This window comes from Pseudomonas sp. GW704-F2 (assembly GCF_059423025.1).
In genome coordinates this window covers 1-26,820 of record NZ_JBWKXO010000026.1, presented here as the reverse complement: position 1 = coordinate 26,820, position 26,820 = coordinate 1, and the positions used below count along the sequence as shown (strand labels likewise).

27 protein-coding genes are annotated in these 26,820 nt (G+C 61.5%); 18 read left to right on the top strand and 9 right to left on the bottom strand.

Annotated elements, in window-relative coordinates:
* Positions 1-2: 2 nt before the first annotated feature.
* The 14 genes from AC07W0_RS20815 to AC07W0_RS20750 all read left to right on the top strand — a co-directional run bounded on the left by AC07W0_RS20815 (position 3) and on the right by AC07W0_RS20750 (position 15,077).
* The gene (locus AC07W0_RS20815; protein WP_102618121.1) at positions 3-1,997 is read left to right on the top strand and encodes a sensor histidine kinase; all 1,995 of its coding nucleotides are present in this window, start codon (positions 3-5) and stop codon (positions 1,995-1,997) included.
* Between the two features lie 18 nt (positions 1,998-2,015).
* Positions 2,016-2,645: a response regulator gene (locus tag AC07W0_RS20810; RefSeq protein WP_017847801.1), complete on the top strand. Its 630-nt coding sequence runs from the start codon at positions 2,016-2,018 to the stop codon at positions 2,643-2,645.
* 225 nt (positions 2,646-2,870) lie between these two features.
* On the top strand, positions 2,871-3,983 hold the full coding sequence (locus tag AC07W0_RS20805; protein ID WP_017847800.1) for an ABC transporter ATP-binding protein: 1,113 nt from the start codon (positions 2,871-2,873) through the stop codon (positions 3,981-3,983).
* Between the two features lie 44 nt (positions 3,984-4,027).
* Positions 4,028-5,068, top strand: coding sequence for an ABC transporter substrate-binding protein (locus AC07W0_RS20800; RefSeq protein WP_017847799.1), 1,041 nt, complete (start codon positions 4,028-4,030; stop codon positions 5,066-5,068).
* A 149-nt stretch (positions 5,069-5,217) separates the two neighbouring features.
* Positions 5,218-6,465, top strand: coding sequence for an ABC transporter permease (locus AC07W0_RS20795; RefSeq protein ID WP_102618120.1), 1,248 nt, complete (start codon positions 5,218-5,220; stop codon positions 6,463-6,465).
* A 12-nt stretch (positions 6,466-6,477) separates the two neighbouring features.
* Entirely contained in the window at positions 6,478-7,302 is an 825-nt protein-coding gene (locus tag AC07W0_RS20790; RefSeq protein WP_017847797.1) for an ABC transporter permease, read from the top strand.
* Positions 7,303-7,425: 123 nt separating this feature from the next.
* Positions 7,426-8,574: an iron-containing alcohol dehydrogenase gene (locus AC07W0_RS20785; RefSeq protein ID WP_102618119.1), complete on the top strand. Its 1,149-nt coding sequence runs from the start codon at positions 7,426-7,428 to the stop codon at positions 8,572-8,574.
* An 84-nt stretch (positions 8,575-8,658) separates the two neighbouring features.
* Positions 8,659-9,333, top strand: a complete 675-nt coding sequence (rpe, locus tag AC07W0_RS20780; RefSeq protein ID WP_046381868.1) for a ribulose-phosphate 3-epimerase — start codon at positions 8,659-8,661, stop codon at positions 9,331-9,333.
* Positions 9,330-10,148, top strand: coding sequence for a phosphoglycolate phosphatase (locus tag AC07W0_RS20775; RefSeq protein ID WP_017847794.1), 819 nt, complete (start codon positions 9,330-9,332; stop codon positions 10,146-10,148). Before rpe ends, AC07W0_RS20775 begins: the two co-directional genes overlap by 4 nt.
* Positions 10,149-10,217: 69 nt before the next feature.
* Positions 10,218-11,699, top strand: a complete 1,482-nt coding sequence (gene trpE / locus AC07W0_RS20770) for an anthranilate synthase component I (protein WP_046381870.1) — start codon at positions 10,218-10,220, stop codon at positions 11,697-11,699.
* A 20-nt stretch (positions 11,700-11,719) separates the two neighbouring features.
* A complete protein-coding gene (locus tag AC07W0_RS20765; RefSeq protein WP_102618118.1) occupies positions 11,720-12,313 on the top strand; it encodes an aminodeoxychorismate/anthranilate synthase component II in 594 nt (197 codons plus the stop codon).
* 9 nt (positions 12,314-12,322) lie between these two features.
* Positions 12,323-13,372, top strand: coding sequence for an anthranilate phosphoribosyltransferase (gene trpD / locus AC07W0_RS20760; RefSeq protein ID WP_017847791.1), 1,050 nt, complete (start codon positions 12,323-12,325; stop codon positions 13,370-13,372).
* On the top strand, positions 13,369-14,205 hold the full coding sequence (gene trpC, locus AC07W0_RS20755; RefSeq protein ID WP_102618117.1) for an indole-3-glycerol phosphate synthase TrpC: 837 nt from the start codon (positions 13,369-13,371) through the stop codon (positions 14,203-14,205). Before trpD ends, trpC begins: the two co-directional genes overlap by 4 nt.
* 176 nt (positions 14,206-14,381) lie before the next feature.
* The gene (locus AC07W0_RS20750) at positions 14,382-15,077 is read left to right on the top strand and encodes a lipoate--protein ligase family protein (RefSeq protein WP_017847789.1); all 696 of its coding nucleotides are present in this window, start codon (positions 14,382-14,384) and stop codon (positions 15,075-15,077) included.
* On the opposite strand, the gene crp is transcribed toward AC07W0_RS20750, so the two are convergent.
* On the bottom strand, positions 15,074-15,718 hold the full coding sequence (crp, locus tag AC07W0_RS20745) for a cAMP-activated global transcriptional regulator CRP (protein ID WP_017847788.1): 645 nt from the start codon (positions 15,716-15,718) through the stop codon (positions 15,074-15,076). The two genes, AC07W0_RS20750 and crp, sit on opposite strands and share 4 nt — an antisense overlap.
* A gap of 248 nt (positions 15,719-15,966) precedes the next feature.
* Between crp and AC07W0_RS20740 the strand changes: the two genes are divergently transcribed.
* Positions 15,967-16,389: an OsmC family protein gene (locus AC07W0_RS20740; RefSeq protein WP_005792019.1), complete on the top strand. Its 423-nt coding sequence runs from the start codon at positions 15,967-15,969 to the stop codon at positions 16,387-16,389.
* A gap of 57 nt (positions 16,390-16,446) precedes the next feature.
* Here the strand turns inward: AC07W0_RS20740 and coq7 are convergent, their stop codons facing one another.
* The 6 genes from coq7 to hemJ form a co-directional block, all read right to left on the bottom strand.
* Complete coding sequence (gene coq7, locus AC07W0_RS20735) at positions 16,447-17,094, bottom strand: 2-polyprenyl-3-methyl-6-methoxy-1,4-benzoquinone monooxygenase (protein WP_017847787.1); 648 nt, start codon at positions 17,092-17,094, stop codon at positions 16,447-16,449.
* Between the two features lie 118 nt (positions 17,095-17,212).
* A complete protein-coding gene (locus AC07W0_RS20730) occupies positions 17,213-17,551 on the bottom strand; it encodes a histidine triad nucleotide-binding protein (protein ID WP_017847786.1) in 339 nt (112 codons plus the stop codon).
* Between the two features lie 46 nt (positions 17,552-17,597).
* Positions 17,598-18,386: an SDR family NAD(P)-dependent oxidoreductase gene (locus AC07W0_RS20725; RefSeq protein WP_017847785.1), complete on the bottom strand. Its 789-nt coding sequence runs from the start codon at positions 18,384-18,386 to the stop codon at positions 17,598-17,600.
* Between the two features lie 63 nt (positions 18,387-18,449).
* Entirely contained in the window at positions 18,450-19,400 is a 951-nt protein-coding gene (locus tag AC07W0_RS20720) for a DUF805 domain-containing protein (protein ID WP_017847784.1), read from the bottom strand.
* Positions 19,401-19,468: 68 nt separating this feature from the next.
* A complete protein-coding gene (locus tag AC07W0_RS20715) occupies positions 19,469-20,431 on the bottom strand; it encodes an NAD(P)H-dependent flavin oxidoreductase (RefSeq protein WP_102618116.1) in 963 nt (320 codons plus the stop codon).
* Positions 20,432-20,455: 24 nt separating this feature from the next.
* Positions 20,456-20,884, bottom strand: coding sequence for a protoporphyrinogen oxidase HemJ (gene hemJ / locus AC07W0_RS20710; protein ID WP_017847782.1), 429 nt, complete (start codon positions 20,882-20,884; stop codon positions 20,456-20,458).
* A 136-nt stretch (positions 20,885-21,020) separates the two neighbouring features.
* Between hemJ and argC the strand changes: the two genes are divergently transcribed.
* Positions 21,021-22,055, top strand: coding sequence for an N-acetyl-gamma-glutamyl-phosphate reductase (argC, locus tag AC07W0_RS20705; RefSeq protein WP_017847781.1), 1,035 nt, complete (start codon positions 21,021-21,023; stop codon positions 22,053-22,055).
* Between the two features lie 165 nt (positions 22,056-22,220).
* Entirely contained in the window at positions 22,221-22,571 is a 351-nt protein-coding gene (erpA, locus tag AC07W0_RS20700) for an iron-sulfur cluster insertion protein ErpA (protein ID WP_007906865.1), read from the top strand.
* A 78-nt stretch (positions 22,572-22,649) separates the two neighbouring features.
* Here the strand turns inward: erpA and AC07W0_RS20695 are convergent, their stop codons facing one another.
* Together AC07W0_RS20695 and AC07W0_RS20690 are read right to left on the bottom strand one after the other, a co-directional pair.
* The gene (locus tag AC07W0_RS20695; RefSeq protein ID WP_102618115.1) at positions 22,650-23,741 is read right to left on the bottom strand and encodes an anhydro-N-acetylmuramic acid kinase; all 1,092 of its coding nucleotides are present in this window, start codon (positions 23,739-23,741) and stop codon (positions 22,650-22,652) included.
* A 3-nt stretch (positions 23,742-23,744) separates the two neighbouring features.
* Positions 23,745-25,163, bottom strand: a complete 1,419-nt coding sequence (locus tag AC07W0_RS20690; protein ID WP_017847778.1) for a peptidoglycan DD-metalloendopeptidase family protein — start codon at positions 25,161-25,163, stop codon at positions 23,745-23,747.
* A 209-nt stretch (positions 25,164-25,372) separates the two neighbouring features.
* On the opposite strand from AC07W0_RS20690, the gene tyrS reads away from it, so the two are divergent.
* Positions 25,373-26,572, top strand: coding sequence for a tyrosine--tRNA ligase (gene tyrS, locus AC07W0_RS20685; protein WP_017847777.1), 1,200 nt, complete (start codon positions 25,373-25,375; stop codon positions 26,570-26,572).
* The last annotated feature ends 248 nt before the right edge of the window (positions 26,573-26,820 follow it).

The window sequence follows — 26,820 nt, the reverse complement described above, 5'->3', positions numbered from 1 at the left end:
TCATGGGTTTTCGCTGTCTGCTGGTTATCGGCTGTATGTGCTTTGCCTTGATGGCGGGGGCTGCGCCCGTGCCTGTCGCTGCGCAAGCGCAGCTCTCTGTGCCGCAGCGCGAATGGCTGGCGCAACACCCGGAGTTGCGGGTGGGGCTGGTCTTGCAGGCGCCGTATGCGCAATACGACCGGCGCCTGCAGCGTTTGTCGGGGGCCAATGTCGAGTTGATGCAATGGCTGGCCAAGGCCCTGAACATCGAGCTGACGTGGCGCAATTTCCCCACTCAGGAGCAACTGGAAGCCGCCCTGCGCGACGGCGAGGTGGACATCGCCCCCGGTCTGCAGCAAACCCCGGCCGGTTTGCGCCTGTGGTTGTTCACCGACCCGTACATGCGCGTGCCCCAGCGTATCGTCGGTGTGCGTGAGGGCGGCGGTGCGGTGGATTTGGAAAAACTCGACGAACATTCCCGCGTCGCCGTGCGTATGCCCAGCGCCGTGGCCGATTACCTGCGCAGCACTTATCCCGGCCTCAACCTGCAAGGCGTGCCCATGGAGCGCCAGGCCTTGCAGTTGCTGGTCAGTCAGCAGGCGCGTTACGCCGTGGTGGATGAGGCGCAACTGAGCCGTTTGTCGGGCGAGCCTGAGTTCTCCGGGCTGGCGGTGGTCGGCGATATCGGCCTGCCGCAATTGCTGCGGGTGGCGACCCGCCGCGACTGGCCGGAACTGTCCGGCATCATGGAAAGCGCGTTGCGCGCCATCCCCGCCCGCGATCTGGACCAGTTGCACAACCGCTGGCTGCAACCCAAATACCCGCGTCTGTCCGAGTCTCCCGGCCTGTGGCAAAACCTCAGCCTGCTGCTGGGGTTGCTGCTGCTCGCCAGCCTGGCGGTGGTGTTCTGGCAGCGTCGCCAGCAACGAGTGCTGGAACACAAGCTGCTCGCCGCTCGCGAAGAAAGCGCCGCACGCGCCGCCGGTGCCGAAGCGCTGCGCCTGACGCAGTTTTCCATCGATCAAAGTACCGTCGGCATCCTCTGGGTCAATTGGGACAGCCATGTGCGCTACGCCAACCTGGCGGCGGAAACCATGCTCGGTTATGGCCCCGGCGCGCTGATCGAGCGTCCGCTGGCCGATTTCGACCCGAGCCTGAGCATGGACCGTTGGCTGAACCTGTGGAAACGCGCGCGTGCCAGCGAAGAGGGCCCGCAGCATTTCGCCGCCGACTGCCTGCGCGCAGACGGCAGCATCCTGCCGGCCGAGGTGTCGTTGAGCTTTTTGCGGTTTGCCGACGGCGAATACCTGGTGGTCTACCTCAATGACGTCACCGAGCGTCGCCGTTATGTGGCTGCGTTGCTGCAAAGCGAAGCGCAGTTGCGCGAGCTATCGGCGCACCTGGAAACCGTGCGTGAAGAAGAAAAGGCGCGCATCGCCCGCGAAGTACACGACGAACTCGGGCAAATGCTCACCGTACTCAAGCTGGAAACCTCCATGTGCGAGCTGGCCTATGCGCAACTGGACCCTGGCCTGAACGAGCGCTTGAACAGCATGAAACGCCTGATCGCCCAACTGTTTCAATTGGTGCGCGACGTGGCTACGGCGTTGCGCCCGCCAATTCTCGACGCCGGGATCGCCTCGGCCATCGAGTGGCAGGCGCGGCGCTTCGAAGCGCGCACGCAGATTCCCTGCCTGGTGCAAGTCCCGGATAACCTGCCGGCCCTGAGCGATGCCAAGGCCATCGGCCTGTTCCGTATCCTGCAGGAGGCGCTGACCAATGTGATGCGCCATGCCCAGGCGCATACTGTCGAGCTGACCCTGGCGGTGGAGGGCAAGCAACTGCGGCTGACCATCAGCGACGACGGCGTCGGTTTCATCGAGGCCAAGGGCCGTCCGGTGTCGTTCGGCCTGGTCGGCATGCGTGAGCGCGTGCTGATCATGGGCGGGCAGTTGAACCTGGACAGCCAGCCGGGGGAGGGCACCACCCTGAGTGTGACGGTGCCATTGGATGCATAACAATAAGAGGAAACCCCTGTGATCCGTGTACTGGTAGCCGAAGACCACACCATCGTGCGTGAAGGCATCAAGCAATTGATCGGCCTGGCCAAAGACTTGCTGGTGGTGGGCGAGGCGGGCAATGGCGAGCAGTTGCTGGAGACCTTGCGCCATGTGCCTTGCGAGGTGGTGTTGCTGGATATCTCGATGCCTGGCGTCAACGGCCTGGAAGCCATCGCGCGGATTCGTGCGCTGAGCAATCCGCCGGCGATCCTGGTGCTGTCGATGCACGATGAAGCGCAGATGGCCGCGCGGGCCTTGAAGGTTGGCGCGGCCGGTTATGCCACCAAGGACAGCGACCCGGCCCTGCTCTTGATGGCGATTCGCAAGGTCGCGGCCGGTGGGCGCTATATCGACCCGGACCTGGCCGATCGCATGGTCTTCGAGGTCGGCCTGACCGATTCGCGACCTTTGCATTCGCTGCTGTCGGAACGCGAGTTCTCGGTGTTCGAACGCCTGGCCCAGGGCGCCAACGTCAACGACATCGCTCAGCAACTGGCGTTGAGCAGCAAGACCATCAGCACCCATAAGGCACGCCTGATGCAAAAGCTCAATATCACCTCCCTGGCCGAACTGGTGAAGTACGCCATGGAGCACAAGCTGCTCTGACGACATGCCTGTTTGCGACCTCTTTCAGAGCGCCATTTGCCCGTTCTCGGCGCTTGCAGGCTGGCGCTCATAGCGGCGCTGTTCTATCCCCGCCATCGCTGTAGGGCGTTCCCTACCCCCAACCTTCCATCCGGCTGATGTGATTCTCTCCTGGCCCCCGATTTCCGGGGCCCCGCCCCTGGACTACGCTTGTGCCACAGCAGTCCAAAATACAAAGGTGCGGGTATGAGCGAGGCGGATTCAAATGATGTGCTGGTCAGCTTTCGTGGCGTGCAGAAGAGCTACGACGGCGAGAACCTGATCGTCAAAGACCTCAACCTGGAGATTCGCAAGGGCGAGTTCCTCACCCTGCTAGGGCCGTCGGGTTCGGGTAAGACCACCAGCCTGATGATGCTGGCCGGCTTCGAAACGCCGACTGCCGGCGAAATCCAGCTGGCCGGACGCGCCATCAACAACGTGCCGCCGCACAAGCGCGATATCGGCATGGTGTTCCAGAACTACGCGTTGTTCCCGCACATGACCGTGGCCGAGAACCTGGCGTTTCCCCTGTCGGTGCGAGGGTTGAGCAAGACCGATATCAGCGAGCGGGTCAAGCGCGTGCTGAGCATGGTCCAGCTCGACGCCTTCGCCCAACGCTACCCGGCGCAACTCTCCGGCGGCCAGCAACAGCGTGTGGCGTTGGCCCGGGCGCTGGTGTTCGAACCGCAGCTGGTGCTGATGGACGAACCCCTCGGCGCCCTCGACAAGCAATTGCGCGAACACATGCAGATGGAGATCAAGCACCTGCACCAACGCCTCGGCGTGACCGTGGTGTATGTGACCCACGACCAGGGCGAAGCCTTGACCATGTCCGACCGGGTGGCCGTGTTCCACCAGGGCGAGATCCAGCAGATCGCGGCGCCGCGTACCCTGTACGAAGAGCCGAAAAATACCTTCGTCGCCAACTTCATCGGCGAAAACAACCGCCTCAACGGTCGCCTGCACAGCCACACCGGCGACCGCTGCGTGGTGGAACTGGCGCGGGGCGAGAAAGTCGAGGCGCTGGCGGTGAACGTCGGCCAGGTCGGCGGCCCGGTGACCTTGTCGGTGCGGCCTGAGCGCGTCAGCCTCAATGGCTCCAGCGAACGTTGCGTGAACCGCTTCTCTGGGCGAGTAGCGGAATTTGTCTACCTGGGTGACCACGTGCGCGTGCGCCTGGAAGTCTGCGGCATGACCGATTTTTTTGTGAAACAACCGATCGCCGAGCTGGACCCGGCACTGGCGGTCGGCGACGTGGTACCGATTGGCTGGCAAGTCGAGCACGTTCGCGCACTCGACCCACTTCTAGAGGCGAAATAATCGCCCCCATGGCTTCACCAACCCTGCACGTGGAGAGAACAACAATGTTGAGATCCCTTAAGTATTCCGCACTGGCGATCGGCTTGATCGGCGCGACCCAGGCCATGGCTGGCCCGGATCTGACGGTCGTGTCCTTTGGTGGCGCGAACAAGGCCGCACAGGTCAAGGCTTTCTATGCACCGTGGGAAAGTGCAGGCAACGGCAAAATCATCGCCGGCGAGTACAACGGTGAGATGGCCAAGATCAAGGCCATGGTCGACACCAAGAGCGTGTCCTGGGACCTGGTGGAAGTGGAATCGCCGGAACTGTCCCGTGGTTGCGACGAAGACATGTTCGAGCCGCTGGACCCGAAACTGTTCGGCAACACCGCTGACTACGTCAAAGGCGCGATCCAGCCGTGCGGCGTGGGCTTCTTCGTGTGGTCGACCGTACTCGCCTACAACGCTGACAAGCTGAGCAGCGCGCCGACCAGTTGGGCGGATTTCTGGGACACCAAGAAATTCCCTGGCAAGCGCGGCCTGCGCAAGGGTGCCAAATACACCCTCGAATTCGCGTTGATGGCTGACGGCGTGGCGCCGAAGGATGTGTACAAAGTGCTGGCTGGCAAAGACGGCCAGGACCGTGCGTTCAAAAAGCTCGACGAACTCAAGCCGTCGATCCAGTGGTGGGAAGCCGGCGCGCAACCGCCGCAGTACCTCGCCTCGGGTGACGTAGTGATGAGCTCGGCCTACAACGGTCGCATCGCTGCCGTACAGAAAGAGAGCAACCTGAAAGTGGTCTGGAACGGTGGCATCTACGACTTCGACGCGTGGGCTATTCCAAAAGGCCTGGCCAAGGATCGCGCAGAAGCGGCGAAGAAGTTCATCGCCTTCTCGGTGCAGCCGCAGCAGCAGAAGATCTACTCGGAAAACATCGCCTACGGCCCGGCCAACACCCAAGCCGTACCGTTGCTGGCCAAGGACGTGCTCAAAGACATGCCGACCACGCCTGAGAACATCGCCAACCAGGTGCAGATCGATGTGAGCTTCTGGGCGGATAACGGTGAGCAACTCGAGCAGCGCTTCAATTCCTGGGCTGCCAAGTAACTCCATGTGGGAGGGGGCTTGCCCCCGATAGCGAAGTGTCAGTCAGAACATCTATCAACTGATACACCGCCATCGGGAGCAAACCCCCTCCCACAGGGGATCTGCTGCGTTTGGCAGAGTGCATTCATTTTCAAGTTTCGGAGTTAGCCATGGCCATCGCCGTTCCCTCGACCGAGGTCAACAGCCCCACCCTCAAGCAGCGCCTGGCGCGTGCCGAGCGGCTTAATCGCTGGAAGGCCCAGGCCTTGATTGCGCCGCTGGTGCTGTTTTTGCTGCTGGTGTTCCTGGTGCCGATCGTTGCGCTGTTGTACAAAAGTGTCGGCAACCCGGAAGTCGTGGGCGGCCTGCCGCGCACGGTGGTGGCGGTGAAGACCTGGGACGGTCGCGGCTTGCCTGGCGAGCCGGTGTACCAGGCGCTCAGCGAAGACCTTGGCGAAGCGCGCAAAAACCAGACCCTCGGCGATCTGTCGAAACGCTTGAACATGGAACTGGCCGGCTATCGCAGCCTGCTGACCAAAACCGCGCGGGCGCTGCCGTTTACCGAAGCGCCAGCCTCTTATAAAGAAGCGTTGGAAACCCTCGACGAACGCTGGGGCGACCCGGCGTACTGGCAGGCGATCCGGCGCAATACCAGCAGCCTGACGCCGTACTACCTGCTGGCGGCCGTCGATCACCGCATCGACGACCTCGGCGAAGTGGCCCCGGCCACGCCGGACCAGGCGATCTACCTGGACATCTTCGCCCGCACCTTCTGGATGGGCCTGGTGATCACCTTTCTCTGCCTGCTGCTGGCCTATCCGCTGGCCTACCTGCTGGCCAACCTGCCGGCACGGCAAAGCAACCTGCTGATGATTCTGGTGCTGCTGCCGTTCTGGACCTCGATCCTGGTGCGCGTGGCGGCGTGGATCGTGCTGCTGCAGTCCGGTGGCCTGATCAACGGCGCGCTGATGGGCATGGGCCTGATCGATAAGCCGCTGGAGCTGGTGTTCAACCGCACCGGGGTCTACATCTCCATGGTGCATATCCTGCTGCCGTTCATGATTCTGCCGATCTACAGTGTGATGAAAGGCATCTCGCCGACCTACATGCGCGCCGCGATTTCCCTGGGCTGTCACCCATTCGCCAGCTTCTGGCGCGTGTACTTCCCGCAAACCTACGCCGGTGTGGGCGCAGGCTGCCTGCTGGTGTTCATCCTGGCGATTGGTTACTACATCACCCCGGCCTTGCTGGGCAGCCCGAACGACCAGATGGTCAGCTACTTCGTGGCCTTCTACACCAACACCAGCATCAACTGGGGCATGGCGACCGCGTTGGGCGGCTTGCTGCTGCTGGCCACCGTGCTGCTGTACCTGATCTACAACCGGCTGGTGGGCGCCAGCCGCCTGCGCCTGAGCTAAGGAGACCTTGCGATGCTGAGCCCTTATATGTCGCCCGTGGAGCGGGTGTGGTTCTACAGCTTGCGGATCCTCTGCGGCTTGATCCTGCTGTTCCTGATTCTGCCTGTGCTGGTGATCATCCCGCTGTCGTTCAACAGCGGCAGCTTCCTGGTGTACCCGCTGCAAGGCTTCTCGCTGCACTGGTATCAGGACTTCTTCGCCTCGGCCGAATGGATGCGGGCGCTGAAGAACAGCGTCATCGTCGCCCCAGCGGCCACCGTGCTGGCCATGGTGTTCGGCACGTTGGCGGCGATCGGCCTGACCCGTGGGCATTTCCCCGGCAAGGCGCTGGTGATGGCCCTGGTGATTTCGCCGATGGTGGTGCCGGTGGTGATCATCGGCGTGGCCAGTTACCTGTTCTTCGCGCCGCTGGGGCTGGGTAACAGTTTCTTCTCGCTGATCGTGGTCCACGCCGTGTTGGGCGTGCCGTTTGTGATCATCACGGTGTCCGCGACCTTGCAGGGTTTCAACCATAACCTGGTGCGGGCAGCGGCCAGCCTGGGGGCATCGCCGTTGACCGCGTTTCGCCGGGTGACCTTGCCGCTGATCGCGCCGGGGGTGATTTCCGGGGCGCTGTTCGCGTTTGCCACCTCGTTCGACGAAGTGGTGGTGACGCTGTTCCTCGCCGGCCCCGAGCAAGCGACCCTGCCGCGCCAGATGTTCAGCGGTATCCGCGAAAACCTCAGCCCGACGATTGCCGCCGCGGCGACCTTGCTGATTGCTTTCTCGGTGTTGCTGCTGCTGACCCTGGAATGGCTGCGCGGCCGTAGCGAAAAATTGCGCACCGCCCAGGTCTAAATGTGGGAGGGGGCAAGCCCCCTCCCACAATCGGTTCTGTGACCATTCAGCTGTTGAATGGAAGACAACCGATCTCCGTCAGCTACTCTTGTGCCAGCCCACAATCGACAAGAGGCCGCGCACATGAGTACTTCCTCATTCAAGATCGCCCACAAACTGTTGACTGGCGCCGGCGCCATCGAGCAATTGGCCGCAGAGTTGACGCGGCTGGATGTCGACAACCCGCTGATCGTCACCGATGCCGCGCTGGTCAAGTCCGGCACCGTGGCGCTGGCGCTGGCGCATTTGGGCGAGCGCTCCTACGAGATCTTCGACCGGGTGCTGCCCGACCCGGAAATCGCCATTGTCGAAGATTGCATGCGCGCCTACCGCGAAGGCGGGCATGACGGCCTGATCGGCCTGGGCGGCGGCAGTGCGATCGATATCGCCAAGAGCGTGGCGGCCTATGCCGGATACCACGGCGCGCTGGCGGACCTGTTCGGTGTCGATCAGGTGCCGCGCAAGGGCCCGCCGCTGATCGCCATTCCCACGACGGCCGGCACCGGCTCGGAAGTGACCAACGTCGCGATCCTCTCCGACAAGGCCGCGCAACTGAAAAAGGGCATCGTCAGTGACTTCCTGCTGCCGGACGTCGCACTCATCAGCCCGCAGATGACCCTGACCTGCCCGCGCAGCGTCACCGCCGCCAGTGGCGTGGACGCGCTGGTGCATGCCATTGAGTCCTACCTGTCGCTGAACGCCTCGCCGATTACCGATGCCTTGGCCATCGGCGCGATCAAGCTGATTGCCAAGGCGTTGCCCAAGGCTTACGCCAACCCGGCCAACCTGCAGGCCCGCGACGACATGGCCACCGCCAGCCTGATGGCCGGGATGGCGTTCGGTAACGCCGGGGTCGGCGCGGTGCATGCGTTAGCGTATCCGCTGGGCGGGCGCTTCAATATCGCCCATGGCGTGAGCAATGCGCTGTTGCTGCCGTATGTCATGCACTGGAACAAGCTGGCGTGTGTCGAACGCATGCAGGACATTGCCCAGGCCATGGGCGTGAATGTCACCGGCCTGAGCGTCAATGAATCCGCCGACCAGGCGGTCGAGGCGATGACGCGACTGTGCGCCGCGGTGGAGATCCCATCGGGCCTGCGCAGCTTCGGTATCCCCGAAGACGCCCTCGCGGCCATGGCCGTGGAAGCGGCGGGTATCGAGCGCCTGATGTGCAACAATCCGCGCCAACTCAGCGCCGCCGATATCGAGAAAATCTATCGGTCGGCGTACTAGCCGTTGAGTTAGGTCACGGTGCGCTGGGCAAAGCATGAGGTATACAATGCGCGCCATTGTGATTTAGCTCAAAAAAGGTGCGTCATGCAGCCCTTCGTTATCGCTCCATCGATTCTCTCCGCCGACTTCGCCCGTCTGGGTGAGGAAGTGGACAACGTGTTGGCCGCCGGTGCCGACTTCGTCCACTTCGATGTCATGGACAACCACTACGTCCCCAACCTGACCATCGGCCCGATGGTTTGCGCGGCGTTGCGCAAGTACGGTGTCACCGCGCCGATCGACGCGCACCTGATGGTCAGCCCGGTAGACCGCATCGTCGGGGACTTCATTGAAGCGGGCGCGACTTACATCACCTTCCACCCGGAAGCCTCGCTGCACGTCGACCGCACCCTGCAACTGATCCGCGAAGGCGGCTGCAAGGCGGGCCTGGTGTTCAACCCGGCCACCCCGCTGGACGTGCTCAAGTACGTGATGGACAAAGTCGACATGGTGCTGCTGATGAGCGTCAACCCAGGTTTCGGCGGGCAGAAGTTCATCCCCGGCACCCTCGACAAGCTGCGCGAAGCCCGTGCGCTGATCGATGCCTCGGGGCGTGAGATCCGCCTGGAAATCGACGGCGGGGTCAACGTCAACAACATCCGCGAAATCGCTGCTGCCGGCGCCGACACCTTTGTCGCCGGCTCGGCGATCTTCAATGCGCCGAACTACCAGGACGTCATCGCCAAGATGCGTGCGGAACTGGCGCTGGCGCGTCCATGAGCGGCTTCGAGCGGCTGTTCCCCGGCAAACTGCCACGGCTGGTGATGTTCGATCTGGACGGTACATTGATCGACTCGGTGCCGGACCTGGCGGCGGCGGTGGACGAGATGCTGCTCAAGCTGGGGCGCAAGCCGGTCGGTATCGAGTCGGTGCGCAAATGGGTCGGCAACGGCGCGCAGGTGCTGGTGCGCCGGGCGCTGGCCAACCGCATCGAGGCCGAGGGGGTCGATGATGTCGAGGCCGAACACGCCCTGGAATTGTTCAACCTCGCCTATGAAGACCACCACGAACTGACCGTGGTGTACCCCGGCGTGCGCGACACCCTCAAATGGCTGAGCAAGCAGGGTGTGGAAATGGCCCTGATCACCAACAAGCCGGAGCGCTTCGTCGCGCCGTTGCTGGACCAGATGAAAATCGGCCGTTATTTCCGCTGGATCATCGGTGGCGATACCTTGCCGCAGAAGAAACCCGACCCGGCGGCGCTGTTTTTCGTGATGAAAATGGCCAATATCCCGGCGTCCCAGTCGTTGTTTGTCGGCGATTCGCGCAGCGATGTGCTGGCGGCCAAGGCGGCGGGCGTGCAGTGCGTGGCCTTGAGTTACGGCTATAACCACGGTCGGCCGATCGCCGAAGAGTCGCCCGCGCTGGTAATTGATGACCTGCGCCGACTAATCCCCGGTTGCTTGGGAGCGGGCGCTGAGATAACGTTGGCCGACACCGATCCGTCCCCTTCTGGAAATACCATCGTGGTAGTCACTCGCAAACTCTGGATGAAAGTCATCAAGGCCCTGGCCCGCTGGCGTTGGCGCGCCTGACTGAATCCTGGCCGCGCTGCGGCACGTTTGCACACCTGACCGTTAGACCCTCATGCCACGAGGCACCTCATGATCCGCGAAGAATTCCTGCGCTTGGCCGCTGCCGGCTACAACCGTATCCCCCTGGCCTGCGAAACCCTGGCCGACTTCGACACGCCGCTGTCGATCTACCTGAAGCTGGCCGACGCGCCCAACTCTTACCTGCTCGAATCGGTACAGGGCGGCGAGAAGTGGGGCCGTTACTCGATCATCGGCCTGCCGTGCCGCACCGTCATGCGCGTGTACGACCATCACGTCAGCATCACCCATGACGGCGTCGAGATCGAAAGCCATGACGTCGAAGACCCGCTGGCCTTCGTCGAAACCTTCAAGGCGCGCTACAACGTGCCGACCATCCCTGGGCTGCCGCGTTTCAACGGCGGCCTGGTCGGGTATTTCGGCTACGACTGCGTGCGTTATGTGGAGAAACGCCTGGGCAAATGCCCGAACCCCGATCCATTGGGCGTTCCGGACATTCTGCTGATGGTCTCCGACGCCGTGGTGGTGTTCGACAATCTCGCCGGCAAGATGCATGCAATCGTGCTGGCCGACCCCGCCCAGAGCGATGCGTTCGAGCAAGGCCTGGCCAGCCTCGAAGCCCTGCTGGAAAAACTGCGCCAGCCGATCACCCCGCGTCGCGGCCTGGATTTGCGCCGTCCGCCGGCGGCCGACCCGGTGTTCCGCTCCAGCTTTACCCAGGATGACTACGAGCGGGCGGTCGATACCATCAAGGAATACATCCTCGCCGGCGACTGCATGCAGGTGGTGCCGTCGCAACGCATGTCCATCGACTTCAAGGCCGCGCCGATCGACCTGTACCGCGCGCTGCGTTGCTTCAACCCGACGCCGTACATGTACTTCTTCAACTTCGGCGACTTCCACGTCGTCGGCAGTTCGCCGGAAGTGCTGGTGCGCGTCGAAGACAACCTGATCACCGTGCGCCCGATCGCCGGTACCCGCCCGCGTGGCGCGACCGAGGAAGCGGACCTGGCGCTCGAAGAAGAGCTGCTCAGCGACGACAAGGAAATCGCCGAGCATCTCATGCTGATCGACCTGGGCCGCAATGACACCGGGCGCGTCTCGGAAATCGGTTCGGTGAAGTTGACGGAGAAGATGGTCATCGAGCGCTACTCCAACGTGATGCACATCGTCTCCAACGTCACTGGCGAATTGAAGGCCGGCCTGACCGCGATGGACGCGCTGCGGGCGATTCTGCCGGCGGGCACCTTGTCGGGCGCGCCGAAGATTCGCGCGATGGAGATCATCGACGAGCTCGAGCCGGTCAAGCGTGGTGTCTACGGCGGCGCCGTGGGCTATTTCGCCTGGAACGGCAACATGGACACCGCCATTGCGATTCGCACGGCAGTGATCAAGGACGGGGAACTGCATGTGCAGGCCGGTGGCGGGATCGTCGCCGACTCGGTGCCGGCCCTCGAATGGGAAGAAACCCTGAACAAGCGCCGCGCCATGTTCCGTGCAGTGGCGTTGGCTGAACAGACCCCCCAGGGCTAAGAATTCTTGAGGTTTCCCCCATGTTGCTGATGATTGATAACTACGACTCCTTTACCTACAACGTTGTGCAGTACCTGGGCGAACTCGGTGCCGAGGTCAAGGTGGTGCGCAACGACGAACTGACCGTCGCCGAAATCGCCGCCCTGAACCCGGAGCGCATTGTGGTTTCGCCGGGGCCCTGCACGCCGACCGAGGCGGGCATCTCCCTGGAGGCGATCAAATACTTCGCCGGCAAGCTGCCGATCCTCGGCGTGTGCCTGGGTCACCAGTCCATCGGCCAGGCGTTTGGCGGTGAGGTGGTGCGGGCGCGCCAAGTGATGCACGGCAAGACCAGCCCGGTGTTCCATAAAAACCTCGGCGTGTTCGAAGGCCTCAACCTGCCGGTCACCGTGACGCGCTACCATTCGCTGGTGGTCAAGCGCGAAACCCTGCCCGACTGCCTGGAATTGACCGCCTGGACCCAGCTGGAAGACGGCTCGGTCGACGAGATCATGGGCTTGCGCCACAAGACACTGAACATCGAAGGGGTGCAGTTTCACCCCGAGTCGATCCTGACCGAGCAGGGCTACGAGCTGTTCGCCAACTTTCTCAAGCAGAGCGGCGGCACGCGCTAAGGACTTTTCATGGATATCAAGACTGCCCTGAGCCGTATCGTCGGCCATCTGGACCTGAGCACCGCGGAAATGAGCGATGTGATGCGTGAGATCATGACCGGTCAATGCACCGACGCGCAGATCGGCGCGTTCATGATGGCGATGCGTATGAAGAGCGAGAGCATCGACGAAATCGTCGGCGCCGTGTCGGTGATGCGCGAGCTGGCAGACAAGGTCGAGCTCAAGACCCTCGACGGCGTGGTCGATGTGGTCGGCACCGGCGGCGACGGTGCGAATATTTTCAACGTGTCCACGGCGGCCTCCTTCGTGGTCGCGGCAGCGGGTTGCACCGTGGCCAAACACGGCAACCGAGCGGTGTCCGGCAAAAGCGGCAGCGCGGATCTGCTCGAAGCGGCCGGGATCTACCTGAACCTGACCCCCGTACAAGTGGCGCGCTGCATCGACAACGTGGGCATTGGCTTCATGTTTGCGCAGTCCCACCACGGCGCGATGAAACACGCCGCCGGCCCGCGCAAGGATCTCGGCCTGCGCACCCTGTTCAACATGCTCGGCCCGCTTACGAATCCGGCCGGTGTGAAGCATCAGGTAGTCGGCGTGTTCAGCCAGGCGTTGTGCCGGCCGTTGGCCGAAGTGTTGCAGCGCCTGGGCAGCAAGCATGTGCTGGTGGTGCATTCCAAAGACGGCCTGGACGAATTCAGCCTGGCGGCGCCGACCTTTGTGGCGGAGCTGAAGAATGATCAGATCACCGAATATTGGGTCGAGCCTGAAGATCTCGGCATGAAGAGCCAGAGCCTGCACGGCCTGGCAGTGGAAAGCCCGGCGGACTCCCTGGCGCTGATTCAGGACGCCTTGGGGCGTCGCAAGACCGAAAACGGCCAGAAAGCCGCCGAAATGATTGTGCTCAATGCCGGTGCCGCGCTTTATGCCGCCGATCACGCCTATAGTCTTAACGAAGGCGTGGCCCTCGCGCATGATGCATTGCACACCGGCCTTGCCCGCGAGAAGCTCGAAGAACTGGGGGCCTTTACTGCGGTGTTCAAGATGGAGAATGAAGGATGAGTGTGCCGAGCGTTCTGGAAAAGATCCTGGCCCGCAAAGCCGAAGAAGTCGCTGAACGCCGTGCCCGCGTGAGCCTGGCCGAGCTGGAAAGCCAGGCGAAAATCGCCGATGCGCCGCGTGGCTTCGCCAAGGCCTTGATCGCTCAGGCCAAGCTCAAGCAGCCGGCTGTCATCGCTGAAATCAAGAAGGCCTCGCCAAGCAAAGGCGTGATCCGCGAAAACTTCGTACCGGCCGACATCGCCGTCAGCTATGAGAGAGGCGGGGCGACTTGCCTCTCCGTGCTGACTGATGTCGATTTCTTCCAGGGTTCCGACCTGTTCCTGCAACAGGCCCGCGCCGCGTGCAAGTTGCCGGTGATCCGCAAGGACTTCATGATCGATCCATACCAGATCGTTGAAGCCCGTGCCCTGGGCGCCGACTGTGTGCTGCTGATCGTCTCCGCGCTGGATGACGTGAAGATGGCCGAGCTGGCGGCCGTGGCCAAAAGCGTCGGCCTCGACGTGCTGGTGGAAGTCCACGACGGCGATGAGCTGGAACGTGCGCTGAAAACCCTCGACACACCGCTGGTGGGGGTCAACAACCGCAACCTGCACACCTTCGAAGTCAGCCTGGAAAACACCCTCGACCTGCTGCCGCGTATCCCGCGCGACCGCCTGGTGATTACCGAAAGCGGCATTGTTAACCGCGCCGACGTGGAACTGATGGAAATCAGCGACGTGTATTCGTTCCTGGTGGGCGAGACCTTCATGCGCGCCGAGAACCCGGGCGCCGAACTGCAACGTCTGTTCTTCCCGGAGCGTGGTGTGGCAGTCAGCGGTTCGACCCTGGATTGATCAAACCGCGGTCAGTATTTGAAGTGCGGTCAACATGTGGGAGGGGCGGTGCGACGGTTCGACTTGCCCCCGATGGCGGTGTATCAGTTGATAGATGTACTGACTGACACTCCGCTATCGGGGGCAAGCCCCCTCCCACATTGGGTTTTGTGTTTATTCAGCGAGGTAGGTGTTCGATGATCCAGCCAGTGTCGATGAGCGTCGAAGCCGGGCTTGCTGCCGAGCAGGCCTTACTGGCTGAAGTGTGCGCGGGTGAGCGGGCGTTTGGATTGCTGTTCTGGCAACCCAGCGACCAGGCATTGGTGATGCCGCGTCGTTTGAGCCGCTTGCCGGCGTTCGAGCTGGCTAGCCAGGTGTCGGCGCAGGCGGGTTGGCCGGTGCTGTTACGCGAAACCGGCGGCGAGCCGGTGCCGCAATCAAACGCCACGGTCAATATCGCCCTGGTCTACGCACCGCCGCGCAGCGAAGGCGACCAGGGGCGCATCGAAACCGGCTACCTGCGTTTGTGCCAGCCGATCTGTGACTTGCTGATCGAACTGGGCGGCGATGCTTCCGTCGGCGAAATCGACGGCGCGTTCTGCGACGGCCGCTACAACGTCAACCTCAATGGCCGCAAAATGGTCGGCACCGCCCAGCGCTGGCGCCAAAGTGGTGGCCGTCCGGTGGGGCTGGTACACGGAGCCTTGTTGCTGGACAACGATCGCGAAGAACTGATCGCGGCGGTCAATCGCTTCAATCAAGCCTGCGGCCTGGAACAGCGCGTTCGCGCCGACAGCCATATCGCCCTGCACGAAGCCTTCCCCGCACCGGACGCGCTCAGCCGGCTGGATGGGCTGTACCGGCAGATGCTGGCCAGCTTCCTGCCGGTTTAACGGGTGCCGAACACCACCATCGTCTTGCCTTTGACGTCTACCAGGTTGCGTTCTTCCAGATCCTTGAGCACGCGACCGACCATCTCCCGCGAACAACCGACAATGCGCCCGATCTCCTGACGCGTGACTTTGATCTGCATGCCATCGGGGTGAGTCATCGCGTCGGGCTGCTTGCACAGCTCCAACAGGCAGCGGGCCACACGGCCGGTGACATCAAAGAATGCCAGGTCGCCGACTTTGCGCGTGGTGTCCCGCAGGCGCTGGGCAATCTGGCCGCTCAGTGCATAGAGGATGTCGGGATCGTGCTGGGTCAGTTCACGAAACTTCGTGTAACTGATCTCGGCCACTTCGCTCTCGATTTTGGTCCGCACCCAGGCGCTGCGCTCCTGTTCTTTGCCCGCTTGTTCAAATAACCCCAGCTCGCCGAAGAAATCGCCGGTATTGAGGTAGGCAATGATCATCTCGCGGCCGTCTTCATCCTCGATCAGGATGGTGACCGAGCCCTTGATAATGAAGAACAGTGTTTCGGAGCGTTCGCCTGCGCAGATGATGTTGTGCTTGGCCGGGTAGCGACGACTCTGGCAATGCGTCAGCAGTCTGTCGAGATTCTTGATCTTGGGTATGGGAGTAAAAGCAACCATGGTTGTATCCCGAAAAAGACTGCACAGGGTGGTTGGATTTGTTTTTATCCAGCTGTATCTGCATTGATACACGTTGTACAAAGGATGGCAATGCGCCATTCATTTGGCGCCAGCTTACCAGACACATTGTGACTCGATTAGCCAATTTACCGGGTAACTGTGGCGATTGATGGCTTTACGCGCAAAAGCTGCCGGCCGCGGGCCGTGTGCTAAGCTGGCGACCCTTTTTTAGCAGTGGAGTCTGGGCGATGAAGGCACGCATCCAATGGGCGGGCGAAGCCATGTTCCTCGGTGAGTCGGGCAGTGGCCATGTCGTGGTCATGGACGGTCCGCCGGAAGCCGGTGGCCGCAACCTGGGCGTACGCCCGATGGAAATGCTCCTGCTTGGTGTAGGCGGTTGCAGCAATTTCGACGTGGTCAGCATTTTGAAAAAGTCCCGCCAGGCCGTGGAAAGCTGCGAAGCCTTCCTCGAAGCCGAGCGTGCGACTGAAGATCCCAAGGTGTTCACCAAGATCCACATGCATTTCGTGGTCAAGGGCCGGGCGCTGAAAGAAGCCCAGGTCAAGCGTGCCATCGAGCTGTCGGCTGAGAAGTATTGCTCGGCGTCGATCATGCTGGGCGCGGCCGGTGTCGCCATTACCCATGATTACGAAATCATTGAGTTGGGCTGATCCAGGGATTCGCCGGCAATAAAGACAGGGCGCTTTGATAGCGCCCTTTTTTGCAGGTTAGATGCGGTAGGTGCTTTTGGTCATGACCTTGGCCATCAGGCTCATGCCAAACCTCACCGGCGCCGGGAAGCGGAAACCACCGGCGTCCAGTGCGCTTTCTGCGTGGTGTTCTTCATCGATACGCATCTGTTCAAGAATCGCCCGGGACTTTTCGTCTTCGGTCGGTAACTGTTCCAGGTGCTCATCCAGGTGCTTGCATACTTGCTGTTCCGTGGCCGCGACAAACCCCAGGCTGACTTTGTCGCTGATCAAGCCGGCTGCGGCGCCAATCCCAAACGACAGGCCATAGAACAGCGGGTTCAGCACGCTGGGATGGCTGCCCAATTGGCGAATGCGTTGCTCGCACCAGGCCAGGTGGTCGATTTCTTCCTCGGCGGCATGCTCCATGGCTGCGCGCACTTGCGGCAGCTTGGCGGTCAGCGCCTGGCCCTGGTACAGCGCCTGGGCACAGACTTCGCCGGTATGGTTGATACGCATCAGGCCGGCGACGTGGCGGGTGTCGGTCTCGTTCATCTGTGCATCGGGCTGCACGATGGCGGGCGACGGGCGATACGGCTGGCCGCTGAATGGCAGCAGCGTGCGTATGGCCGTGTCGGCTTGCAACAACAGACGGTCAATTGGCGAGTAGTGACGTTGGGTAGTCATGCTGACCTCCGGGAAGAATCTCGGCGGCCAGTTTACCGCAAGAGAGGGCGAAGCGTTTGCGTTGAGTCAAGGGCATGGGGTCGCATGCGGGAGGCCGGCGACCCGTGTGTCAGGCGTATCAGCCCGGCGGCCAGTTCATCTGGCGCTGACCCAGCACATGCATGTGGATATGGTAAACGGTCTGTCCACCGTCTTCATTGCAGTTCATCACCACACGAAAGCCCTTCTCGCAGCCCTGTTCCAGGGCCAGGCGCTGAGCGGTGAACAGGATGTGCCCAGCCAGGGTTTTGTCGCTTTCGGTCAGATCGTTCAGGGTGCGGATCGGTTTTTTCGGGATAACCAGAAAATGTACCGGCGCTTGTGGGGCGATATCGTGGAAGGCGAGGACCTGATCATCTTCATAGATGATCTTCGCGGGTATTTCTCTGTTGATGATCTTGGTGAACAGAGTATCCAAAGCTGTTTCTCCATGGTGAATGTGCAGGGTGAGTGTACTCAGGCCTTCAGCGCGGGCAATAGGCCTTGTTGATCGCGCCGGCGAGCTTGCGGGTCAGCCAGCGTGGGCTCAAGCGCGGACTGAAGGCGAGCCAGCGATTGCGGCGGCCGGGGATGATGATGGCTTGGTTTTTTTCCAGGGCGCGCACGGTGTAGAGCGCCACTTCTTCCGGGCTCATCAAGTGCGCGCTGCGCTCGAGCTTGGCGGTGTCCATTTGCGCCGTGCCGAAGAAGGCCGTGCGCGTCGGGCCGGGGCACAGCACCGAGACCTTGATGCCGCAGGTTTTCAATTCTTCGCGCAGGCCTTCGGAGAAGTGCAATACATAGGCTTTGCTGGCGTAGTAACTGCTCATCCACGGGCCGGGCTGGAATGCGGCGATCGAGGCGACGTTGAGGATCTGCCCGCCGCCATGCAGGGCCATGGCATTGCCGAGGGCGTGACACATACGGGTCAGGGCGAGGATGTTGACTTCGATCAGGTCCTGCTCGGTCATCCAGTCCTGGGCCAGGAACGGCCCGCTGGTGCCCATGCCAGCGCAGTTGACCAGCAAGTCGATCTGCCGTTCGCCTTCCTCAAGCTCCAACAGGAACCCGGACAAACGCAGCGGCTCACCCAGGTCGCAGGCGCGGAACAGCACCTCGACGCCGAAGCGTTGCGTCAATTCGATTGCAATGCTTTCCAACTGATCACGCTGGCGGGCCACCAGAATCAAGCTGCGGCCGCGCCGGGCCAGTGCTTCGGCCAAGGCCAGGCCGATGCCGCTGGAGGCACCGGTGATCAGAGCGTAACGGGTCATGCCTTTCTCCATCGCAACGCCGCCGGACCTGTGACAGAGGCATCACAGGCGGCGGGCGTTTTTTCACTGTTCTGGAGAGTCTACAGGTTCGGCCGCGTCGTCAGCACTTTGCACGTCTTCTTCATTGACGATCACGCTTTGATCGGCGTCTTCATCGGAGGTGATGGAGCTGCTTTCGTAGCTGCTGTCCACGTTGCTTTCGAGTTGGTCCAGGTAGCCGTTCATCCCCAAGGCCATCAAGATGATGAGCATCAACGGAATAAACGCCAGCCACAGGGAGGCCAGGACTTTCACTGCCGTGGAGTTGCGCGGTGGCGGCGCACCGTACTGGTTGGCGCCGGTGTTACCTGGCAACACCAGCAGCAGCAGCGGGAAAATGCTGTTCACCAGCGGCACCAGGTTCAGCAGGTACAGCCAGCCGGACCAGCCCAGGTCGTGCAGACGCTGCACGCCGATTTGCACGCTGACCCAGACAATCGCCACGAACAGCGCGAAACCCAGCAGCGAGCCCAGGATGATGCCCGCCGTCGGCGAAGCGGTCGCCACGGCGAAGCCGGCAGTGGCGAGGATGCCCGAGGCGACGAGCATCGCGACGGTGAGTACCAGCGTCCAGGCCAGGTAGCGCAGGCGACCGATGCGGCCATGGATCGTGAAGATCTTGAGCTCGGCGTACTCCGGCAAATCGTCACCTACTGCGGCACGCGGTGGTGCATACGGGGAGGCGGCAGGGCGGGCAGAGGGCTCGGTCTCGTGGGTTTCGTCAAGGCTGAAGGCCACGGGCTGTTCGGCTTCGATACGCGCGTCGATCCCGGCGTTCTTCAGCGCGGTGAGGTAGGTTTCGGCATCGGGGCGCGCGAGGTCGCGCTTGAGGGCGACGGGGCGACCGGTAAAGAGCTTCTCGATGGCCTCAACGTTGCTTTTGAACAATTCGGCGAGATTCAGTTTAGCGGTGGTGCTTTCGACACCCGGGAGCAGGGCTCCATCAAACACAATCTTGAAACGGTTGTCGCTCATGCGGGCATCCTTGTCATGTTACAGGGGAGGGGGCAGGCCCGCTTCAATGGGCGGGCCCGGCAAGTGTATCAGCGCGGCCAGCGCAACTGTGCCGCCTTCTCGCGGGCTTCGCGGTATTCGGCATCCAGGCGCGCAATGAGTTCATCGACGCCGGGCAAATCATCGATCTCACCGACGCCCTGGCCGGCGGACCATACGGTCTTCCAGGCCTTGGCCTCGTCGTTCAACGGCTTGAGCTTGGCGCCGAAATTGACTTCGCCTTTGCCTTGCAGGGCGGCCAGGTCGAAACCGGCGTTTGCCAGGCTCTGGCGCATGAAGCTGGCGGGCACGCCGGAGACTGCGGCAGTGTGTACGATGTCGACGGCGCCTGATGTGAGCAGCATCTCTTTATATGCATCCGGCGCGTGGCTTTCGGCGGTGGCGATAAACCGCGTGCCCAGATACGCCAGGTCCGCGCCCAGCAACTGGGCGGCCAGGATTTCGTGCCCGTGGTTGAGGCAGCCGGCCAGCAGCAGGGTTTTATCGAAGAACTGGCGAATCTCGGCGATCAACGCGAACGGGCTCCAGGTGCCGGCATGACCACCGGCGCCGGCGGCCACGGCGATCAGGCCGTCCACCCCGGCTTCGGCGGCTTTCTCGGCGTGACGTCGAGTGGTGACGTCATGGAAGACCAGGCCGCCGTAGCTGTGTACCGCATCGACCAACGCCTTCACCGCGCCGAGGCTGGTGATGACGATCGGCACCTTGTGCTCGACGCAGATCGCCAGGTCTGCCTCCAACCGTGGGTTGCTGTGGTGGACGATGAGGTTGACGGCGTAGGGCGCAGGGTTGCTCAACTGCGCCAGGCCCGCTTCGATTTCCTCCAGCCAGGCCTTGAAGCCACTGCTTTCGCGCTGGTTCAGTGCCGGGAAACTTCCGATCACGCCATTGCGGCAGCACGCCAGGACCAGTTGCGGATTGGAAATCAGGAACATCGGCGCGGCCACGACGGGCAGGCGCAAACGTTGTTCAAGCAAAGCGGGCAGCGACATTGGAGGTACCCCGAGGCATTGACGTTAGAACGGTTTGACCACGACCAGAATTACGATAGCCAGCAATATCAGAACCGGGAACTCATTGAACCAGCGATAAAAGACATGGCTGCGGGTGTTTTCGCCACGGGCGAAGCGTTTTACCTGCGCGCCGCACATGTGGTGGTAACCGATCAGCAGAACGACCAGGGTCAGCTTGACGTGGAGCCAGGCGCCCATATGGAAGAGGCCGGGGTTGAGGGCGATCATCCAGATGCCGAAGACCAGCGTGGCAAGCATCGACGGGCCCATGATGCCGCGATACAGCTTGCGCTCCATGACGCTGAAGCGTTCCTTGCTGACGGTGTCTTCGCTTTGGGCGTGGTAGACGAACAGGCGCGGCAGGTAGAACAGCCCGGCAAACCAGCACACGATGCTGACGATATGGAAGGCTTTGACCCATAGATAAAGCATTTTTAGTTATTCCCAGGTTCACGGTAACTGAAGATAGTAGTGGCTCATGCGTCCTTACGTCACCTTGGCGGTTGTCGCAGGACAATGCGGCCCCTATTATCGACGGCTTTCCAGTGGGTTCTTTGAGGGCAGGTTTATGGTCAAGGTCGGTATCGTCGGCGGCACGGGTTACACCGGTGTCGAATTGCTGCGTCTGTTGGCGCAGCATCCGCAAGCTGAGGTGGTGGTCATCACTTCCCGATCCGAGGCCGGCCTGGCTGTGGCCGATATGTACCCGAACCTGCGAGGCCATTACGACGGCCTGGCGTTCAGCGTGCCGGACATCAAGACCCTCGGCGCCTGTGACGTGGTGTTCTTTGCCACCCCCCACGGCGTGGCTCATGCGCTGGCCGGCGAGTTGCTGGCCGCGGGCACCAAGGTCATCGATCTGTCGGCGGACTTCCGCCTGCAGGATGCCGACGAGTGGGCCAAATGGTACGGCCAGCCACACGGCGCGCCGCAGCTGTTGGAAGAGGCGGTGTACGGCCTGCCGGAAGTCAATCGTGAGCAGATCAAGCAAGCGCGCCTGATCGCTGTGCCGGGTTGCTATCCGACCGCGACGCAGTTGGGCTTCCTGCCATTGCTCGAAGCCGGGCTTGCCGACGTTTCGCGCTTGATTGCCGACTGCAAGTCGGGCGTCAGCGGCGCCGGGCGTGGGGCGGCGGTGGGGTCGCTGTACTCCGAGACGTCGGAAAGCATGAAGGCCTACGCGGTAAAAGGGCATCGTCATCTGCCGGAAATCCGCCAGGGGCTGCGTCGCGCCGCCGGTAAGGATGTGGGGCTGACCTTCGTGCCGCACCTGACTCCGATGATCCGTGGTATTCACTCGACACTGTATGCGACGGTGGTGGATCGCTCGGTGGATTTGCAGGCGCTGTTTGAAAAGCGTTACGCCAACGAGCCGTTCGTCGATGTGATGCCGGCCGGCAGCCATCCGGAAACCCGCAGCGTGCGCGGCGCCAACGTGTGCCGGATTGCCGTGCATCGGCCGCAGGACGGTGATCTGGTGGTGGTGCTGTCGGTGATCGACAATCTGGTCAAGGGCGCTTCGGGCCAGGCGGTGCAGAACATGAACATCCTGTTCGGCCTGGATGAGAAGCTGGGCTTGTCCCACGCAGGCATGCTGCCGTAAGGCTGTCAGGTCGCCAAGCAGAAGGCCCGTCGATCGGGCCTTTTGTGTTTTTAATGGCGGCTGCGCAGATTGATATACCGTAACAATAGTTGACCGCTTTTCTAGGAGAAGCGGATAATACCGACCATTACGCATATGGCGGCGGTACGCCGGGAGATTATCAGCATGAGCGTTGAGTCCTTCACCCCCACGGCTTTGCAATTCACCCACGGTGCTGCGCACAAGGTGAAGAGCCTGGTCGATGAAGAGGGTAATGATCGCTTGAAGCTGCGCGTATTTGTTACGGGCGGCGGTTGTTCAGGGTTTCAGTACGGTTTTACCTTCGATGAAGAAGTGGCCGATGACGACACCATCGTCGAGCGCGAGGGCGTGAGCCTGGTTGTGGACCCCATGAGTTTCCAATACCTGGCAGGCGCCGAGGTGGATTACCAGGAAGGTCTGGAGGGTTCGCGTTTCGTGATCAAGAACCCTAATGCCACGACTACGTGTGGTTGCGGGTCTTCGTTCTCGATCTGATCGGTAGCGGATACAAAAACGCCGCTTGGCTTTGATCGGCCAAGCGGCGTTTTGCTGTCTGCGGATTCTGGCGGGCAGTCAGGCGGGGTAGATCGCGCCCAGCACCCGTAGCCCGCGTGCGCCAGTGACGCTGGGGCGGTTGGCGGCGATGCCTTCGAGGCAGCAATGGGCCAGCCAGGCGAAGGCCATGGCTTCGACCCAATCGGGGTCTACGCCGCAGGTGGCGGTGCTGCTGACCTGGGTCGATGGCAATAGCGTGGCCAGGCGCTTCATCAGCGTGCGGTTATGCGCGCCGCCGCCGCAGACAAGCAGGGTGTTTGTCTGGGGTTGGGCGGTTTGCAGGGCCTCGACGATGGTCAGGGCCGTCAGTTCCAGCAGCGTGGCCTGGATGTCCTGGGGGGCGAAGGCGGGTAGGCGCGCCAGGTGTTGTTGCAGCCATCCCAGGTTGAACACTTCGCGCCCGGTGCTTTTCGGGCCTTTGGTCAAGAAAAAGGGGTCACTGAGCAGCGTGTTGAGCAACTGAGGTTCGACTTTGCCGCTGGCGGCCCATTGACCCTCGCGATCAAAGTGTTCGCCGCGCTGTTGATGAATCCAGGCATCCAGCAAGACATTGCCCGGGCCGCAGTCGAAGCCGGCTACGGGTTTTCCGGTCTCGATCAGGCTGAGGTTGCTGAAACCTCCGACGTTCAAAACCGCACGATTCCCGCTGCGTTCGTCAAACAGTGCTTCATGAAAGGCCGGTACCAATGGCGCGCCCTGGCCACCTGCGGCAACGTCGCGGCTGCGGAAGTCGCTGACCACGGTGATGCCGGTCAATTCGGTGAGCAAGGCAGGGTTGCCGATCTGTACGGTGAAACCGCGTGCCGGTTCATGTCGGATAGTCTGCCCATGGCTGCCGATCGCGCGAATGTCCTGGGGCTTGAGGTTGTGCTGGTCGAGCAGGGCATGGATGCCCTGGGCGGCGAGTGTCACCCAGTGCTGCTGGGCCATTGCCGAGCGGGCGATCTCATCCGGGCCGCTGGCGCACAGGCCAAGCAGCTCCGCGCGCAGGCTGTCTGGCATGGGGATGTAGTGAGTGGCGATCAGCTTGATCGCCGCCTCTTGTTCGATCAGGGCGATATCCAGGCCATCGAGACTGGTCCCTGACATCACGCCTATATAGAGCGGCATACCTTAGCGCTTCGCCGAAGCCAGCAGGGTGGAGCGCTCCTGATCCATACGTGCCATCAGCGGTTGGCTTTGTTGCATGAAACGCGCGCGTTCGGCCTTGGCGATCGGGTCGGCCATCGGCAGTTTCTGGCCCAGCGGGTCGACGTGTACGCCATTGACCTGAAATTCATAGTGCAAGTGTGGGCCGGTGGACAAGCCGGTCGTGCCGATATAACCGATCACCTGGCCCTGCTTCACGTTGCCGCCGGTCTGTACGCCCTTGGCGAAGCCTTGCATGTGGCCATACAGCGTGCGGTAGGTGTTGCCGTGCTGGATGATCACGGTGTTGCCGTAACCGCCGCGACGTCCGGCCAACAGTACCTTGCCGTCACCTGCGGCCTTGATGGGCGTGCCGCGCGGCGCTGCATAGTCGACGCCTTTGTGGGCGCGGATTTTGTTCAGGATGGGGTGCTTGCGTCCCATGGAGAAGCGCGAGCTGATGCGGGCGAAATCCACAGGTGTGCGGATAAAGGCCTTGCGCATGCTGTTGCCATCAGCGGTGTAGTAACTGCTGTTGCCTTGTTTGTTGGTGTAGCGCACGGCGGTGTAGGTCTTGCCGCGGTTGGTAAAGCGCGCGGAGAGGATATTGCCGGTGCCGACCACTTTGCCGTTGGCGACCTTCTGCTCGTAGATCACGTCGAATTCGTCACCCTGGCGGATGTCCTGGGCGAAGTCGATGTCGTAGCCAAACACGCTGGCCATGTCCATGGTCATGCTGTGGGACAAGCCGGCACGGGCGGCCGATTGCGACAGCGAGCTGTTGATGACGCCATGTACGTAGGCGGAGCGCATCACTGGCTTGGTGGTGATGCGATTGAACGCGAAACCCTTGGCACCCTTGGTCAGGGTGATGCTTTCCAGGTCGCTGAGGTTGCTGTGCAGGTTGTTCAGCTGGCCATCTGGGGTCAGTTCGAATTCGAGTTTTTGACCGCGTTTGAGCTGGGTGAATTGCTTGGCTTGTTTATCGCTGGCCAAGACCTCATTAATCGTAGTGGCAGGTAGGCCGACCTTCTCGAACAGGGTGGAAAGCGTGTCGCCCTTGCCGACGAGCACCTCGCGATGCTGGGGGTTCTTGGCCTGCGCTACGGCAGGTGCAGCCTGCTGCTGGGCGGTTTTGTCGGTTTCGTCCGGGGCGCTTTCGATCTGGGCAAACGGCGAATCGACGGATGCATTTGTGGCTTGTTGCGCGTCGGAAGCGTCTTGATCTTGTGTCAGTTGTTCTGCGGGACTTTCCAGGTCAAGGCTCAGGGATGTTCGTTTGGCTTCTACGTCACTGGAAGGGAATACCAGGAGTGCCAGGCTCAGAAGGGCGGCGATACCACTTGCAGCGAGCAGGTGGGTCTTTGGGTAAAGCGGCGGCGCTTTAGACGGTTCTGTGGTCATAGGTAATTTTGACTTTGAAGATGAAATGGAAAAGATGACTGACATGATGAAGATGAAATAACTGTATAAAATATAACCAAATCATCTGTGACGCAAGCTCGCGAACGCCGGGCTTGTCGAACGGTGTCCGTGCGCAGGGCAAAACTTGTAATTAGTCCCTGATCTTGTATGGTTGGTTCCCTTTTGAATCTGAGCCTTGCGGGTCTGTTATGAAGTCGGTTGAAGAGCAGCTAGCGCTGATAAAACGTGGTGCGGAAGAACTGTTGGTCGAGGCGGAGCTGATCGAAAAGCTCAAGCGTGGCCAGCCCCTGCGTATCAAGGCCGGCTTTGATCCGACTGCGCCGGATCTGCACCTGGGCCATACCGTGCTTATCAATAAGCTGCGCCAGTTCCAGGACCTGGGGCATCAGGTGATCTTCCTTATAGGGGATTTCACCGGGATGATCGGTGATCCAAGCGGCAAGAGCGCCACGCGTCCGCCGCTGACCCGTGAACAGGTTCTCGAGAATGCCGAGACCTACAAGACCCAGGTGTTCAAGATTCTCGATCCGGCCAAGACCGAGGTGGCGTTCAACTCCACCTGGATGGACAAGATGGGGCCGGCGGACTTCATTCGTCTGACATCCCAGTACACCGTGGCGCGCATGCTTGAGCGCGATGACTTCGACAAGCGCTATTCGACCAACCAGCCGATCGCGATCCATGAGTTCCTGTACCCGCTGGTCCAGGGCTATGACTCGGTGGCGTTGCGCGCTGACGTTGAGTTGGGTGGCACCGATCAGAAGTTCAACCTTCTGATGGGGCGTGAGCTGCAGCGTGCGTATGGGCAAGAGGCTCAGTGCATTCTGACCATGCCGTTGCTGGAGGGGTTGGACGGCGTCAAGAAGATGTCCAAGTCCCTGGGCAACTATGTCGGTATCCAGGAAGCGCCGGGCGTGATGTACGGCAAGCTGGTTTCGATTCCGGATGCGCTGATGTGGCGTTACTTCGAGCTGTTGAGCTTCCGCTCGATGGATGAGATCAATGCGCTGCGTGCGGATGTCGAGGCGGGTGCCAATCCTCGCGACGTGAAGATCAAGCTGGCTGAAGAGATTGTTGCGCGTTTCCATGGCGAGGAGGCTGCGGCCAGTGCTCACCGTGCGGCGGGCAACCGGATGAAGGATGGTGAGCTGCCGGATGATCTGCCGGAGATCGAGCTGACTGCTGCCGAGGCAATGCCGATCGCGGCCGTCCTTAATAAGGCAGGCCTGGTGAAGAACTCGGCGGTCGCGCGTGACCTCTTGGGTTCCGGTGGTGTGCGTATCGATGGTGAAGTGGTTGATCGCACCTTTATATACGCGCTGGGTGCGACCCATGTTTGCCAGGCTGGGAAGAAGGCATTTGCGCGTATTACGCTCAAATCCGAATAAGTCTGAAATTAACTGTTGACGGCGATTTATATCTGTCTATAATTCGCCCCACTTCCGGCGCAGTCGAAACGGAAAACTCCTTGATAAACAAAGAGTTGCGCAAGATTCGACAGCGACCTGCTTCAGTTCATCGAAGCCTGGAAGGAGTTGGTAGAGCAGGGTTGTTTGGCGCTATTAACGTTTCGATCTTCTCGGTCGAAAGCGGAGAAAAAGAGGTGTTGACAGCAGTGTGTAACGCTGTAGAATTC